The 16,755-nt window shown below is 58.8% G+C and carries 13 protein-coding genes; 1 reads left to right on the top strand and 12 read right to left on the bottom strand.

The window, feature by feature from the left end:
• Positions 1-8: 8 nt before the first annotated feature.
• From V5S80_RS00105 to V5S80_RS00070, 8 genes are all read right to left on the bottom strand, one after another.
• Positions 9-1,022, bottom strand: a complete 1,014-nt coding sequence (locus V5S80_RS00105; RefSeq protein WP_395168740.1) for a DNA-directed RNA polymerase subunit alpha — start codon at positions 1,020-1,022, stop codon at positions 9-11.
• A 126-nt stretch (positions 1,023-1,148) separates the two neighbouring features.
• Positions 1,149-1,754, bottom strand: coding sequence for a 30S ribosomal protein S4 (gene rpsD, locus V5S80_RS00100; protein WP_395168739.1), 606 nt, complete (start codon positions 1,752-1,754; stop codon positions 1,149-1,151).
• Between the two features lie 20 nt (positions 1,755-1,774).
• A complete protein-coding gene (gene rpsK, locus V5S80_RS00095; protein ID WP_395168738.1) occupies positions 1,775-2,179 on the bottom strand; it encodes a 30S ribosomal protein S11 in 405 nt (134 codons plus the stop codon).
• Between the two features lie 3 nt (positions 2,180-2,182).
• Positions 2,183-2,551, bottom strand: a complete 369-nt coding sequence (gene rpsM, locus V5S80_RS00090; protein WP_395168737.1) for a 30S ribosomal protein S13 — start codon at positions 2,549-2,551, stop codon at positions 2,183-2,185.
• Between the two features lie 261 nt (positions 2,552-2,812).
• Positions 2,813-3,034 (bottom strand): translation initiation factor IF-1, encoded by a 222-nt coding sequence (gene infA / locus V5S80_RS00085; protein ID WP_395169382.1) that lies wholly within the window; start codon positions 3,032-3,034, stop codon positions 2,813-2,815.
• Positions 3,035-3,292: 258 nt separating this feature from the next.
• Positions 3,293-5,002 (bottom strand): ATP-binding cassette domain-containing protein, encoded by a 1,710-nt coding sequence (locus tag V5S80_RS00080; RefSeq protein ID WP_395168736.1) that lies wholly within the window; start codon positions 5,000-5,002, stop codon positions 3,293-3,295.
• Positions 5,002-7,710, bottom strand: a complete 2,709-nt coding sequence (locus V5S80_RS00075; protein ID WP_395168735.1) for an ABC transporter ATP-binding protein/permease — start codon at positions 7,708-7,710, stop codon at positions 5,002-5,004. Before V5S80_RS00075 ends, V5S80_RS00080 begins: the two co-directional genes overlap by 1 nt.
• A gap of 251 nt (positions 7,711-7,961) precedes the next feature.
• Positions 7,962-8,870, bottom strand: a complete 909-nt coding sequence (locus V5S80_RS00070; RefSeq protein ID WP_395168734.1) for an esterase/lipase family protein — start codon at positions 8,868-8,870, stop codon at positions 7,962-7,964.
• Positions 8,871-9,050: 180 nt separating this feature from the next.
• Here V5S80_RS00070 and V5S80_RS00065 point away from each other — a divergent pair, with 180 nt between their 5' ends.
• Positions 9,051-9,761 (top strand): hemolysin III family protein, encoded by a 711-nt coding sequence (locus tag V5S80_RS00065; RefSeq protein WP_395168733.1) that lies wholly within the window; start codon positions 9,051-9,053, stop codon positions 9,759-9,761.
• A 19-nt stretch (positions 9,762-9,780) separates the two neighbouring features.
• Here V5S80_RS00065 and V5S80_RS00060 read toward each other — a convergent pair whose 3' ends face one another.
• Genes V5S80_RS00060 through V5S80_RS00045 form a run of 4 tightly spaced genes read right to left on the bottom strand, consistent with a single transcriptional unit; the run spans position 9,781 to position 16,740 of the window.
• On the bottom strand, positions 9,781-11,415 hold the full coding sequence (locus tag V5S80_RS00060) for a (2,3-dihydroxybenzoyl)adenylate synthase (RefSeq protein ID WP_395168732.1): 1,635 nt from the start codon (positions 11,413-11,415) through the stop codon (positions 9,781-9,783).
• Positions 11,412-14,492 (bottom strand): SDR family NAD(P)-dependent oxidoreductase, encoded by a 3,081-nt coding sequence (locus V5S80_RS00055; protein ID WP_395169381.1) that lies wholly within the window; start codon positions 14,490-14,492, stop codon positions 11,412-11,414. The genes V5S80_RS00060 and V5S80_RS00055 overlap by 4 nt, the downstream gene beginning before the upstream one ends.
• 8 nt (positions 14,493-14,500) lie before the next feature.
• Entirely contained in the window at positions 14,501-15,919 is a 1,419-nt protein-coding gene (locus V5S80_RS00050; RefSeq protein WP_395168731.1) for a polyketide synthase, read from the bottom strand.
• Complete coding sequence (locus V5S80_RS00045; RefSeq protein ID WP_395168730.1) at positions 15,916-16,740, bottom strand: thioesterase II family protein; 825 nt, start codon at positions 16,738-16,740, stop codon at positions 15,916-15,918. Before V5S80_RS00045 ends, V5S80_RS00050 begins: the two co-directional genes overlap by 4 nt.
• Between the last annotated feature and the right edge of the window lie 15 nt (positions 16,741-16,755).

The following is a 16,755-nucleotide window of genomic DNA, read 5'->3' as shown; positions in this document are numbered from 1 at the left end:
ACCGCTGACTACTCGGCGATGTCTTCGCCTTCAGTATCAATCCACTCGCCAGTTTCAGCGTCGTAGCCTTCAATTTCTGAAACATCGTAGCCTTCGGGAGCGTCCTTCAACGCGAGACCAAGACCAGCAAGCTTAACCTTGACTTCATTGATGGACTTCTGACCGAAGTTGCGAATATCCAGAAGATCGGACTCGGTACGTGCTGCCAACTCGCCCACCGTGTGAATTTCCTCGCGCTTCAAGCAGTTGTAACTACGCACGGAGAAATTCAAGTCCTCGATGGGCATGCTGTAGGCCTGGATGTGCTCACTCTCCTGCGGGGAGGGGCCAATCTCAATGCCTTCAGATGCAGTATTGAGCTCACGAGCAAGTCCGAAGAGTTCAACCAGGGTTCCACCGGCGGATGCCATCGCATCACGGGCGGTGATGGAATTCTTGGTCTCGACATCAATAACCAGACGGTCGAAGTCCGTGCGCTGTTCGACACGGGTTGCCTCAACCTTGTAGCTCACCTTGAGAACAGGAGAGTAAATCTGGTCAACGGGAATACGCCCAATCTCGCCGGTGGTTTGAGCCGCAGGAACATATCCGCGACCCCGCTCAACGACAAGTTCAATGTCGAGTTTCCCCTGCTCATTCAGGGTAGCGATGTGCATCTCTGGATTGTGAACTTCCACACCAGCCGGAGGCATGATGTCACCAGCGGTGACCTCCCCCGGACCCTCTTTACGGATGTACATGGTGACCGGGTCATCAGAATCCGACGACAGCACCAAGCCCTTGATGTTCAGGATGATGTCGGAGACATCTTCAGTCACACCGGGGACCGTGGTGAATTCATGAAGGACACCTTCGATGCGGATACTCGTAACAGCTGCACCCGGAATGGACGACAGCAGAGTACGACGCAGCGAGTTGCCGAGGGTGTAGCCGAAACCAGGTTCGAGTGGTTCGATAACAAACCGTGACCGTGAGGAATCAATGTAATCCTCGGTCAACTGGGGGCGCTGTGAAATGAGCATGTAGTAATTCCTCCTGGTGGCGACCGCTATATGACGCCTGGAAGGGACAAGTGGATGACACCGTGACGGCGATGAACGCTGTGCCCAGAAGGAACACAAGGGCCATAGCCGGCAGCGGCAATGCTGTTACTTCGAGTAGAACTCGACGATCAGCTGTTCCTGAATCGGAACCTCGATCTGAGCGCGCTCGGGCAGCTGGTGCACGAGGATGCGCAGGGTTGACGGAACAACCTGGAGCCAAGCGGGAACAACTGCGTCCGCGAGGGTCTCCTGTGCTTCGTCGAACCAGACCATCTTCTGAGATTTCTCACGAACATCGATGATGTCGTACTGAGAAACCCGGAAAGATGGGATGTTGACCTTCTTGCCGTTCACGGTGAAGTGACCGTGAGAAACCAGCTGACGAGCCTGACGACGCGTGCGGGCAAGGCCTGCACGGTACACGACGTTGTCCAGGCGTGATTCCAGCAGGACCATCAGGTTGTCACCGGTTTTACCGGGGCGACGGTTCGCCTCAGCGTAGTAACGGCGGAACTGTTTCTCCATAACACCATAGGTGAAGCGTGCTTTCTGCTTCTCCTGCAGCTGGAGCAAGTACTCGGATTCTTTGATGCGGGCGCGGCCAGCCTGTCCCGGGGGGTAGGGGCGGCGCTCGAAGCTGGCGTCTCCACCGACGAGGTCAACGCGGAGGCGACGGGACTTACGTGTTGCGGGACCGGTATAACGGGCCATTGTTTATCTCTCCTCTTCCCTTAAACGCGGCGACGTTTCGGCGGACGGCAGCCGTTGTGCGGCTGGGGCGTGACGTCGGAGATGGAATTAACTTCCAGGCCGGCTGCTTGCAGGGAACGGATAGCGGTCTCACGACCAGAACCCGGGCCCTTAACAAAAACCTCAACCTTCTTCAGGCCATGCTCCTGAGCCTTGCGAGCTGCAGACTCCGCGGCCATCTGTGCGGCGAAGGGAGTGGACTTACGGGAACCTTTGAACCCGACATGTCCGGAGGACGCCCACGAGATCACAGCACCGTTGGGATCCGTGATAGACACGATAGTGTTGTTGAAAGTGGACTTGATGTAGGCGTGACCATTGGTCACATTCTTCTTGACGACGCGACGGCCGGAACGGCGTGCGCCGGAACGAGTCTTCGGAGGCATGTATTACTTCTTCTTTCCTGCGATCGTTTTCTTCGGGCCTTTGCGGGTACGAGCGTTCGTCTTAGTGCGCTGACCACGGACAGGAAGGCCACGACGGTGGCGAAGTCCCTGGTAGCTACCGATTTCGATCTTACGGCGAATATCGGCCTGCACCTGGCGGCGCAGGTCACCTTCGACGGTGTACTCGGCCTCGATGGCGTCACGAAGCTGCGCGACCTGATCATCAGTCAGAGCGTCGGTACGCAGGTCAGGAGAGATGTGCGTCTTCTCAAGAAGCTGCTTAGCACTGGTCGGACCAATGCCGTAGATGTAAGTGAGAGCGACTTCCATGCGCTTGTTGCGCGGGAGGTCAACTCCAGCAAGGCGTGCCATATGGCAAAATCCTTCCGGTTGTCACGGTGGTTTTCTCCCCACTCATCCTTGACAATTGGTCAATGGTGCTCGGTCGGCGCCGAGTAGCGCATTGCGCTTGTGACAAGGCTCCGGCCACCGTGGCCAGAGGCTGATTCGTCGGATGGAGACGACCTGTTTGTCACAGGCCATTGCCGTTCAAGCTGTCCGGAATCACAGATATGTGAACCGCGGGAGCTCTACCACCCTACGGAGATGAGGAGGCTGATAAGTCTGTTCTGCTTACTTGTAGCGGTAGACGATACGTCCACGGGAGAGATCGTACGGGGAGAGTTCCACGACGACGCGATCCTCGGGAAGAATACGGATGTAGTGTTGCCGCATTTTACCGGAGATGTGTGCAAGCACCTTGTGCCCATTATCCAGCTCTACACGGAACATCGCGTTAGGCAAAGGCTCAATGATGCGGCCTTCAACCTCGATAGCGCCTTCCTTCTTGGCCATATCCTCCACGTTTCCCGATGCCTCGTTGAGCATCTGGTTGACTACGTTTATGCAGGTGAACCGGCCATTCGACATCCCTTAACAAGATCCCTCAATGGCTAGCCCCGGCACCCCCCACGTTGATGAGAGACACCGGTCAAAAATAATACACATCACCTGCGAAAACTTCTAATTCGCCGGGGTGAGAACCCCAACGATGCTAATACCCCCACCAACCGCGCGTGACAACGTGGCCACACCGCACCAGCCTTCCCCTCATTAAACATGCCAGGCGGCAGAACGACGCCACTCCTCAAGAATCCGACTGAACTCACCGCCAGCGGCGCCCACAACATCCGGCGCACCGTACTCAACAATCCGGCCACCATCCATAACGACCACCTTATCGGCAATCTCGAGGATCGCCGGACTATGCGTCACCATCACAGTCGTATAATCCGCACGAATCGCGGAAATTGCCTCGACCACAGCACGCTCATTCCGTGCATCAAGCGCAGACGTCGCCTCATCAACAAGCAGGAATCGAGATGGCTTCGCAAGCGCACGAGCAATACCCACCCGTTGCCGTTCACCACCAGAGAGGTGGGAACCACGCTCACCAACGGACGTATCCCACCCCTCAGACAAACGATCCAGCGCCGGTGTGAGCTGAGCTGCACGAGCAATCTCGGCAAGCCTGTCCTCAGTGAGCTCCGGATCCACAGCAAGCACATTCTCGCGCACAGTCCCGGCACTGAGCGAAGTGTCCTGGAAAATGACGGACGCATGGCCCCGCAAGTCCCCCACCGACGCCGGTGCACCACCCGGCCCAGCCAGCGAAATACTCCCCGCTGACGGCGCTTCAAGACCAGCGAGCGCACTGAGCAGAGTCGACTTGCCCGACCCCGAACGCCCCACCACGACAGTGACCGTTCCCGGCTCCAGATCAAGTGATGCTCCCGACAGGGCCGTTGTACCATCACCATAAGTGACCTCAAGGCCATCAGTCACCACGTGAGGCGCAACCAGGGACGGCACAGTTGGGGTCACTGGTGTCACACGTGAAATGTCACGAATGTCGGCGAGTGTGCGGGTCACCGCCATCACCCCCGACACCGACCCGGACACAGTGGTGACCTGTTCAACCACGCGAAGCAACACAATGACAAGCGTCGCCGCACCAATCGCTGACACCGCGCCCGAATCATAGGCATTCCACGCAGTAATACCGAAAGCAAGAAGAACCACCTGAAGGACAACACTGAAAATCAATTCCCCAGGGATCTGCCACAACAGCAAGCGAAGGGAACGACGGCGGGCAGAATCAATAGCATCATGAACACGAGCTTCCCCCACCGATACCCGACGGGCAGTACGCAACGACGGCTGCGCCCACGCGAACTCGAAAAGACGAGAATCCAGCTCCTCCGTCGCCCGGGACAACGCTGCGTCCGAACGAGCCTGCAAGCGAATACTTAACCACAGTGCACCCAGGACAGCACACCCACCACCAACAGTGACCACGGCGACAGGCACTGACACAGCAAGAAGACCCACACCTAAGGCTGGGGTAAACACAACGGCAGTGATCACCGGGGACATCATGAGGACCACAGCACTTGTCGCCTCCGTGGCCCGATGAGAGACAAGCTGGCGCAACGACGCCGCCCTCTCCGGCGTCAGCTCAGCCGATGACCACGAAAGAACAGCCTCAGGCATTCGAGAATGAATGACACGCATGACGTGGATCCCCACGGAAAGCCCCACCCGGGACGCAATGACGTCGATACACCATGTCGCCGTAATAAGCGCAACCACAACGAACACCCATGGCCACGCCGAGAGGGGATCATCACCAAACAGCCTGCTAAACGTCGGAAACAACGCCAGCACGGCACCAGCCTGGAGCACCGCGGACCCCGCGGTCAATGTGAGAAATGCCCAGAAACGACGTCCGCCACCAGTCAGGGCATGAAGGTGAGTCAACATCAGTGGTTCCCCCCTGTGGAGTGAGCAGCTGCCGTGGCCGCCGTGGCGTTCCACAACTCGGTGTACACGTTCCCCGCCTCAAGAAGTTGCTGGTGAGTACCATCCTCGACAATGCGACCGCCGTCGAGAACAATAATCCGATCCGCATCACGCACAGTGTGCAACCGGTGCGCAATCATGAGCACTGTCCGCCCCGCGAGCAGGCGGCTGAGCCCTTGGCGGATGGCCCACTCCGAGTCAGGGTCAGCCGCCGCTGTAGCCTCATCAAGAACAACAATGGGTGTATCAGCAAGCAGCGCCCGGGCAATACCAATACGCTGACGCTCACCGCCAGAGAGGCGATCAGAATCAACCACAGTGTCATAGCCCTGCGGTAGCGCCATCACAGTGTCATGAATATTCGCAGCCTGGGCGGCAGCCATGATCTCATGATCTGTCGCATCAGGACGGGTCAGAGCAATGTTCTCCCGGACTGTCGCACGAATAAGCTGAACATCCTGCATGAGGATAGTCACCATCGCATACAGTTCATCATGTGACATGTCACGCACATCACGCCCATTGATGCTGATCTGACCCGCCTGCGGATCCCACAACCGCGCCACAAGACCAGCCACCGTTGACTTCCCCGCCCCCGACGGGCCAACAAGAGCAGTGACAGTGCCAGCATCAAGCTGAAGATCAAACTCCGACAACACGGCAGGACCCGACCCATACCCGAAGCGCACCTGAGAAAAGCGAATATACCCCTCACCGGCTGGGCGGTCAGCGGGCCCCGCAAGGCCAGGCGTACCCAGCATCAGCTCAAGCCCATCCCGCGACTCGAGACCAGTCACCAAAGCCCCCGTATTCGACGACGCCGCAAGAAGCTTCCCACCGAACGACGTCCCAAGAATAAGGAATGGCAGGAGATCCACAGCAGTGAGCCACCCCGGCACCATCAACAACCACGCAGCAACAACAAGAATGCCCAGAATAGTTGTCGGGCGATTAATCATCACAGCAAGGATCTTGACCGGCCCAGTAGAACGCTGCCACTCGTCAACAAAATCACCCGTCCGACGCAACGTACCAGGAAGATCAACCACTGACGAAGAACCAAAAACCCGGGCCTGATCACGCGTAGCAATGAACGTCTGAGCCTCCCCCGAGGCACGCGCCATGAGACGCTGAGAAGTCACCACCTTATCTGCATCACGACGCGAAATAGCCCCCATCACCCACACGAAAGCAATGATCGGCACAAGCAACACCAACGCAAGACGCCACTGAACAGTGAAAAGATAAATAAGTGTCACAACCGGCGCCACAATGGCACCCACCAGATCAAGCACCGCATGCGTCACGAGATAATGAAGCGCCTGAACATCATCAGCCACAAGTTTCTTCACATCACCAGACCGACGATCCTCAAACCAGCCGAGCGGCAACGTCGTCAACTTCCGCATCAAACGACCCCGCACAGCAGCAGAGAACCCCGCATCGTAGAGATGCATGGCAAAAACAAGAACAGCCGTACCCACCGCTGATACCCCCATCACGACAACCGCCGCAACAGCCGTATCCACAAAACGATCCCGGCTCGCACCATCGAGAAAAAGACGCGCAAGCTCCGCAAACAGGATGAACGGCACGACCTCGATCAGCGACAATAACCCCTGCGCCACACCACCAGCAATGAGTGCTCGACGCGCGGGGCGAAGGATCCCATTATCCTGCTCACTCCCCACAGACGCCGGTGGCGTACCCGACCCCGCCGGCACAGCGGCCAACTCTGACATCATCGCCCTACCAGGTTCCGATGCAGAGGCCGACACAGAGGATGCTACCGCCACGTCAGGCTTTTCGGATCGGGCCCGGTCCGGCTGATTGACACAATCCACAGCAGCGACATTGGAACGCGGAACCGTCACCATTGCATCTGCATCAACGCTGGTCATCGGAGTATCCTCGTCGGTGACGGTCCGGCTCGTACCCATCGCCCGCCCCCGAGCCCAATACGCGTGAGCATGAAGCATGACCTTAGCGACACCATATTCACGCTGAAGCAGAGTTTTCGCGCGCCGCGTCGCCAATGATTCAGCAGTCACCCAGGCATACCAGCCCGACCACTCACCACCACTGATCGCCTGAACCAACCCTTGGCCATCGGGCAGTTCCTCAACCCACTGCACCATCATGTTCGGCCCCTCAATGGGCGGCACCTCGGCATCCAGGGGACTATGGCTCTCCAAATACACCACAACCGGAACATCCCCAGCAATAGTCTCCGCAATCGACGAAATCGCCGGGTAGGATGCCAAATCCCCCACAAGGAGATACCCCTTCGGAGGCGGATCGAGCACCTCGAAGGGATGCGCCCCATACCGCATTCCCACGAGAGTGTCACCCACTTCAGCATCCTTCGCCCATGCTGCGGCAGGCCCCAACGGGTGATGAATCACGAACTCCACAGAGAACGTCCCCGCCTCTGGGTCAGCGTCGAGAATCGTATAGCCACGTTGAAACAATTTCGAGCCACCGTCTGGGTCAGGAAACCACAAACGCGCCCACGCCCCTGGAGGCTCCCCCTCAGGATTCAACATTGTGTCAGTGTGGAAGGTAACACGACGGAAATGGTCAGTGACACGGGATGTTCCCGTCACCGTGATCAGGTGTTCCTTCGCACCGAGAGCCCGCAATACGGCACCCTCGATTCCCTTGCCCATACAGATCCTTTCTATGGGGACGGTGCCCGTCCACAGCGACAAACGCTGCAACAGAACGAACATACATCGCAACATAAACTAAGGCTCACCTTAATGGTTATGGGCGGCCCATCGATAGTCGACACCACAACCCCGGGGGCAACCACACCCCAGAGACCACACAGCGCCGACAGGGACGTCACCCTGCCGGCGCAATCACGTTTGCCCTATGCCGCAAGCGCCCCACACACAAGGGACACCCGCCGCCACCGTTACACAGGTGCACCCTTGAGAGGCGGCACCACACTATCGAGAGTCGGCAGACCCTGGGGAACAGGAACCGCACACTCCATACGAACCGGACCACCCTCCAACGCAGATGCCACAAGCCCCTGCACAGACGGCAACAAATTGAACCCCAAGTGGAACACCGGATCATTCGGGCACAAATCCTGAGTCACAATATTCTCATAGTCGCCCGGACCATCCATGAAATTAATCTGATACGGCGCAGCATCAAACTCCTGCCGAGTGGTGACGTTGTAATACTTGATCCCCGGAAGCGCCTCAGTAGGCGTGTTCAAACGCGTCACTTCCTCCCCACCCTGGGCCATCTCCAAGCACGCATCCGTGGGGTTCTTACGGAATCCATCCGGAACCAAACCCTCAAAAGCAGCAGGCGGACACTGCCCCTTACGCAGCGCATCCGCCTGATACGGGGACCCCTTAATGATGCCAGACAAGCTCACCACAGTCCGCACATCCTTAGCACCATCAAAATCCTTCAACCAGTAACGGGTAACCAAGCCCCCCTGCGAGTAGGTCACTACATCAACCTTGTCAGCACCCGTTTCCCGCTTCACCTTGTCCACAAACTCAGGGATACGTGCAGAGTTCCCCTTGACAGTGACATAGGGACTCGTCTCCGGCCGAGCCGGATCCCACACCAGGAAGTTATGGACATCAAAACCACGATGACGCAAGGCATTAGCGAACATATCAGCCGTAAAAGCCGGCTCATTAGACCCAGAAATATAGACAACTGGCAACTTCTCGTGAGGTGCAGGCTCCTGGGCCACGGGAGCATCACCGGCATGAGCAACAACGGTTGGACTAAAGACGGCAGCACACGCTGCAATAGAGGCCGCAATAACGCGAGCAACTTTGTGGGACATTCTCATGGACATCAAATTATCTACAATAATTAGGTTTGTCTAACCTCGTTACCCCCGTTGCTCCCCCAAACCACACCACCCACACCCCATCACCAACCAACCCCCACACACCAGCCCACCCACCCCACCACAAGACGCCATATTCCACACGACAACCCCACACCAAAAATGATTACACTCGCATGCATGATTCACCCCACGACGGAACCCCCTCGCCCCCATACAGGCTCCACCACCCCGTATGACCGCGGCCCACGACCAATCTTCCGGGGCCGTCTCCACGAAATCGCCGCCATCTACTTTGCCGGCACCTGCACCGCCCTCATCGCCACCGTAGCCGCCCTCCACCACAGCGCACTACTCATCGCCGCAATCATCCTCTACAGCGCTTGTTTATTAGGCATGCTCGCCGTATCAGCCCTTTACCACCGCGTACCATGGCGCACCAAACACGCCGTCGACACCTGGCGACGAGCAGACCACTCCATGATCGCCATCTTCATCGCCGGAACATACGCCCCCGTTGCAGTCTCCGCATTCACATCCATGACAGACGGCCTGTGGATCCTCCCCACGGCATGGATCGCCGCAATCGGCACCGTCGTCATTACCCTCCTATGGCCCAACCATCCCCGCTGGGTTGACGTCATCATCTACCTCGTCTTGGGATGGCTCGTCATTCTCAAAGCTCCAGCACTAGCATCCGTCGTCCCCCTCGCCGCCCTCATACTCATCGTCGCCGGAGGAGTGACATATTCACTAGGAGCCATCATCTACGGTATCCAACGCCCCAACCCATCCGAACGCTGGTTCGGATTCCATGAAGTATTTCACGCGACCACCATCATCGCCGCCGCCATGCACCACATCGCCATCTGGATACTCGTCGTGAACTAAAACCACACTCACCGCCGCCTCACCGCTGACGATTTTTACTCACCTTCCCCACCCCCGTCAGCGGAAACTCATCCACAATCCGAACCTCATCAGGCACCGCAAAAGCAGCAATACCACTACGCCGAACCCTCATCACGAACTGCCGAGGAGTAGGCCGACAATCCGCCCCACAATCATCACGAAGAATCACATACGCCACAATCTTCTCACCCAGCACATCATCCGGAACACCCACCACCGAAGCATCATGCACCTCCGGCATCGCCAACAACGTGTTCTCCACCGACTCCGGCGCCACCTTCTCCCCTGCCCGATTGATGATGTCCTTCGCCCGACCAGTGACCGTAAGATAACCACGCGCATCACGCACCACTAGATCACCACTGATATAAAACCCATCCTCGGTGAAACTACGGCAATTATGCTCAGGAGCGCGATAATACCCAGTGATCGTATACGGGCCACGAGTCTGAAGATGCCCCTCAACACCATCCGGAACAGGATCCCCAGCGTCATCCACCACCCGAACCTCATCCTCCGGTGACAACGGCCGCCCCTGCGTACCAACAACAACCTCCACATCATCACCCAACCTCGTGTAATTACACAACCCTTCAGCCATACCGAAGACTTGCTGGAGTGAACACCCCAGCTCCCCCTCCACACGAACAGCAACAGCCCGACTAAGCTTCGCACCACCCACCCACACCGTACGCAACGCAGCATGCTCCGATTCCCCAGCCTGCACCGAATTCATCCACGACAACAACAGCGCCGGCACCAAGGCCACATGCGTCACACCGTGCGAATCCAACAAACCAAAACCAGTAGACGGCGACGGATCCGGTGCCAACACCACCGTCGCCCCCACCGCCATCGCACCCAACAACCCCGGAGATGTCTGCACAAAATTGTGTGATACCGGCAACACGATCAACATCACATCGCCATGCCCCAGCCCACACACCTCCGCGGCCACACGGGACGAATACTCGTAATCAGCATGCAAACGAGGAATAAGCTTCGGGTTACCTGTCGTCCCCCCCGATAATTGCAGCACAGCCACATCACCAGACGCAGCACGCGGAAGGCCACCATCATAACGACACTCATCCCACGGCCGCAGACCATCGACAGCAACCTCAATCACCCCCACAGCCATCAACCTGTCATCAACCGACCTATCCTCGCCCAGAGACCCCTCTACCGCTCGAACTGTCGCACCATAATCGGTCAACCCCACCCGACCCGTCGTCACAATCGCACAGGCCCCCGCCTTCCGCGCCACATGCGCAAGCTCAACACGCCCATGCGAACTCAACGCCATCACCGGCCGAGCACCAGCTCGCATAATGCCGAAATACACTTCCACCCACGCCACAGAATTAGGCAAATAAACCAGCACATTATCGCCCGGACAAACACCCTGCGCCCTCAACCACACACCACACCGACGGCTCGATTCCGCCACCTCCCGGAAACTCAGACTCCGAGAACGGTCAACCACAAAGGTGTCAGATCCATACCGCTCCGCCGCCTCATCCAACGCTCCAGGAAGGGTGACATCACGCCACAGACCTAACTCTCGATAACGCTCCTCCCTCTCCGCCGGAAAAGGGATAACACCAGGATCATTCACGGTAACGTGTGTCATACCGTCTCCCTCCGAACCATGTCACACAAGTCATCCACCGTCGCACCCCCGAGAATGCTCGCCGCCGTCACAACACCACCAGCAACATCCGCCAACTCCGTCTGAACATCCAGAGCCTGAAGCGAATCAATACCCAACGACACCAAAGGCATGGCAGTATCCAACGGCTCGCCCGCCGCATAACCCAACTTCGTCCGAACCACACGGTCAACAACCCCTGCGGGGTCATCAACACCAGGTACCACCCTGCTCGTCTCCACCACCACCTCTTCACAATGCTCATCCTGGTGAGAGGGCTCAGCACACACCGGCGCAGAATCCTCTCCCACCGGCGATGACAACACACCGACACCTCCGTCCCCTGCCACCACCTGATCAAACAAAGGACTCATCCCCACCGCCTCAAACACCGCAGCAGTTCGAGCCCAGTCCACCGCAGCAATGCTGACAACATTGGGCCCGGACACAGGATCCACAGCAAGTGCCGCATCCACCGCAGAAGCAGGATCCATCGGCTGAAAACCGGCAGCAGTAATATCACTCACACTGCCTCCCCCAACGCCCGCACTAGCCCCAACACCTGGCCACAGACCCCAGCGCACCGCCGTCACCTGAGCCCCTGCACAACCCCCCAACCTGGCCACAGCCTCCGTCTCCACAGCCCGATTAGCCGCCGCATACGCACAATGACCACGAGCACCAATACTGGCCGACATCGACGAAAACACAATAAGACGATCCCCCTCCCGCAACAGCTCAGAGGTGAGAGGCGACAACGTGCCCGACTTTGCCGCCAATGACGCCTCCCAATCAAGATCCGCCGCAGCCGCGTAGTCCACCGCACACTGCACCACGAGGACTCGCCCATCCCCCACCCCGGCACGAACGGTACGCCCCAGGTCACGGACAGCATCATGGTCAGTGACATCACATCGCAGATCATCAACCTGCGCACCCGTCGCATTACGCACCGCATCCAGGTCTGCGGCAACGAGACTGCCCGCCCCCTGAGCCCCACGGCGCGATACACACACAATCCACGGAATTCCACGCTCTGCTAACCGCCGACATACCTCCCTCCCGACGGCCCCCGTGCCGCCCACAACCACGGCAGCACCATAATCCGCCACCCCACCAGCAGCCTCCCCCTCCCGCCCAGCAGGTAGCTCACGAACCAGCCGTCGAACACGAAGCTCTCCACTGACAACCGCCATATCAGGCTCACCCGGTGTATGAACAGCCTCCACCACCCAACGAGCAGCATTATGGGCCTCCGCAGGATCCACATCCAGGTGCCGCACACGAACAGGCGCCAGCTCCGACGCCATACACCGCGCCATCGCCGCCACCGCCGCGGGTGCAGTCGCCGCTGGCAGCCCCGGACGATCCTCCGCACCAGTGGTCACCAGCACAAGGTCGTCCAAACCCGTCAGATCAGCGGTGGAGAGAAACTCATGCATCGTCGCCACGAGCTCAGCAACAGAAGACAATGGTGATGAGACAACCTCAATAATCCCCACAGCACCATCACCAGGCTCGGCAACAACCGCCGAACCATACCTCTCCGCTTCGGCGGCAACAGACCCCTGAGACAACGCCGGACCCTCAGTCATCAGAAGAAGTCGACGAGGCTCAGGCAGATCCCACACCCCCACCGGCTCCCACCGATCCACCACAATGTGTGGCTGCGCCCCCCGCACACCACTCGTCGAAGACACAGTACCCGTCGGCGACCAGAACGAAGCCCTCCGCCATACCGTCGACGGGAAATCCAGGGGAACACACACCGACCCGGCAGGACGAGGCAAGACAGCACCACGATGCGTCGTCACCACCCCAGCCAGATTCTCCGCAAAATGCTCCAACCCCTCAGACTCCCGACGCGCCGTGCCACACAGACGAATATCCTCAGCACCAACCGCGGCGATATTTTCCTTCACCGCAACCAACAATGTCGGGTGAGAAGACATCTCGATAAATGACGTTGCACCCTCGTCCAGCGCGGCCCGAACAGCCAAGTCAAAACGCACACGCTGCCGTAAATTAGCAATCCAATACGGCGGCTGCTCACGCCCCGCCGAAATCCGACCCCCCACCACACTACTAATAAAAGGCACCCGCCCATCCGCCATGGGCTCCAAACGCGCATCCCGCAAACGCTCCACCATCGCCGACCGTGCACGATCCACCACATGGGTGTGCGCAGCAAAGTCCACTGCGATACGGCGGACAAAAATCCCCCGTTCCTTCAACACAACTTCCAAATTATCCAAAGCACGGACATCACCGGAGACAGCATGCAATGTCGGCGAATTCACCACAGTGACATCCGCCCAACCATCCAAATCAGGAAGCAACCGCTCCACAGTATCCCGATCCGTCCCCACCACAGCCATCGCGTGACACCCAGCGAGATTATCCCGGGCAGCAACACGCTCAATCTCACACGACCGAACAATCACTGCTCGCAGCCCATCCTCAAGGCTCACCGCCCCCGCAACAACAGACGCCGCGATCTCCCCTTGACTATGACCAACAGTCATATCAGGTCGTATACCCGCATGCTCCCACATACGCTGCACACCCATCATATGGACGAACATCGCAGGTTGAATCAAATCATGCTTCTCCGGGGCCGACGGATCCAACAAATATGTTGACGGCAAAGTATCGTACTCCCGGCGCGCGAGAGCATCACACTCCTCCACAATGTCCCGGTACGCGTCACTCATCCGGTAGAACAGCGAACCCATCCCCGGATACTGGCCACCTTGCCCCGGGAAAACCATCGCAATTCGACGCGGGGTGGCATGCCCCATCGTCACTGAGTCGGGCACACCTCCAGCCTCGAGCACGCGCAAGGCGTCGACCAGCTCGTCTCGTCCTTCACGAGGTACTCGTATCAGTGCCCGGTGAGGCCGCGGAGTCCGTGTAGCAGCAAGGATGTCACCGACCTGCTGGACGGTGACCTCCGGGTGGTTACCCATATACGTGCGCAGCGCCGCAGCCTCCGCACGGACACCATCCGGATCACTAGAACTCAGTAGGACGGGCACAGTGCCGTCGGGCATTCTCATGGTCACAGCTAGTCTCCTTCGTTCTCGGGAATCTCTACGATGAGGTGCGCGTTGGTGCCAGCAACCCCGAACGAGGACACAGCACCAATCCGACGTCCCCCCACCCCACGCCACCGGACAGGACGGGTGGGCACCTGGATGCCAACCGCATCCCAATCCACCTCAAGCGACGGCGGATCAGCATGCAACGTCGGTGGCACCATGCCATGGACACCTGCCAGAATGATTTTCACCAACCCCAGCGCGCCAGCAGCAGCTTGCGCATGCCCGAGGTTGGATTTCACAGAACCCAACGACAGAGGCTCAGTCCGCGATACTGACCCCTCTCTGTTGCCATAGACCGCTGCGACAGCACGAGCCTCCCTCGGATCACCCACTGCTGTCCCTGTCCCGTGCCCTTCGACCACGGTAACCTGGTGCGGCACAAGACCTGCCCTGTCTAAGACCATCCGATACAACCGCTCCTGAGCAGCCTGTGATGGCATGGTCATCGGCGCTCCCGCCCCATTGTGATTCACCCCCGACGCCACGATTTCTGCCAGCACCCGATGCCCCAGCTGCTCCGCACGACTACGCCGCTCAAGAACCACGATGGCAGCACCTTCACCCCACACTGTTCCCGCCGCCGAAGCAGAGTACGGACGGCAGTAGCCACTCGGGTCGAGCGCACGATCCCGAGAGAACTCAACATACGGACCTGCCGACCCCATCACACAGACACCACCGGCTATCGCCCACTCACACTGGCCTAGACGCAAAGAATTGATCGCCTCATTCACCGCCGTGATCGACGACGCACACGCAGCATCCACTGCCATGCTGGGGCCATCTAATCCCAACAGGTGGGAAATCCTGCCTGCCACCGATGCCATCACGACACCTGTGATCCAATGCCCGGAAAGCTCCGGATCCGGACGATCCACAGGAGCCCCATAGCCCGTGGGAGACGCCCCCATAAACACACCGCCGCGCGTAGAAAAACCGCTAGTACCAGGGGCAGATCCATCAGCCACCCCAGGGCTAGCGCTCATGTTCGCTTCGCGAAGAGCAGCAGGATCAACGCCAGCCTGCTCGAGGGCAGCCCACGCCACGCGCAGTGCCACACGCTGCTGTGCATCCAGCGCCGGAGTTTCTTTCGGAGAAATTCCAAAAAAACCCGGATCAAACTCCGCGGCACCATGAAGGAAACCCCCTGAGTCCGGTACCGGCCCCCACCCGTGAGTACGCGGCAACGCAAACAGGCCATCCACATCCCAACCACGATCACGTGGCAGCGGCTCCATCAACGAACGACCGTCAAACAGGGCCTTCCAATACGCACCAGCGCCACTGATCCCACCTGGGGCTTCGACGCCCATGCCCACCACAACGACAGGATCCTCCTGCGCCATGACGGCCTCAGCGTCATCCGTTGGTCTCCCAGTCACACGCATGCAGCCACCTCACCAGCAATAGTCCGCGCCACTGCGTCCGTGGCGTGCGTGATAAAGAAATGATCTCCCTGGAACACCGACACACGAGAAGTACTGGACGTCCGCTCCGCCCATCCTCGCAACGAAACCGGTGATACGCCCCCATCAGAGGCCCCACCCAACGCCAAAATCGGCGCAGACAGAAGCGTGGTGTCTTCATCCCGGTAACGGTCGAACGCCGCATAGTCTGCCTTCATGACAGGCAATGCCATGCGGAGGATCTGCTGATTACCCAAGATCCGCGGATCCGTCCCATTGATGCGGGCCATATGCTCCAGCAGTGCCTCATCCTCAGTGGGATGGTCGGGAACCTCCGCGGTGAACTGCGGAGAATTTGTTCCTGACACGACCAGGAGCCGCACCGGAAGACGACGAGCCTCCAATAGACGCGCAATTTCGTAGACGATGAGACCACCCATGCTGTGCCCCATCAACGTCACCGGCCGAGGAGCAGCACCACCCTCGCCACGCACCATGGCCTCCACTTCTGGGAGCATGCCCTTCGCATAACCAAGGACAGTCTCTGGCGCAGACTCGGAAGCACGATCCTGCCGACCAGGATACTGAGCAACAACCACATCGGCAGGAGCGGGATCTGCCGGGGACGACACCTCTAGTTCCCTGACGAGGGCCTCCGCAAGAGGCCGATACGCAGCTGCCCCCGCACCCGCGTGCGGGCAGACGATGACAGGAGCAGCAAGGGGATCCGGAGTGGGGGTGAACCGCCTCAGCCAGGACGTCGTAGCAGCAGGTCGAACACCGGTTGATCCGGTCATAACAATTTCTCCTTC

Origin of the sequence: Corynebacterium sp. PCR 32, assembly GCF_037464985.1 — a bacterium.
GTDB classification, from domain to species: domain Bacteria; phylum Actinomycetota; class Actinomycetes; order Mycobacteriales; family Mycobacteriaceae; genus Corynebacterium; species Corynebacterium kroppenstedtii_D.
The sequence above is the reverse complement of the archived record's forward strand: the minus strand, read 5'-3'. Positions and strand labels throughout refer to the sequence as shown.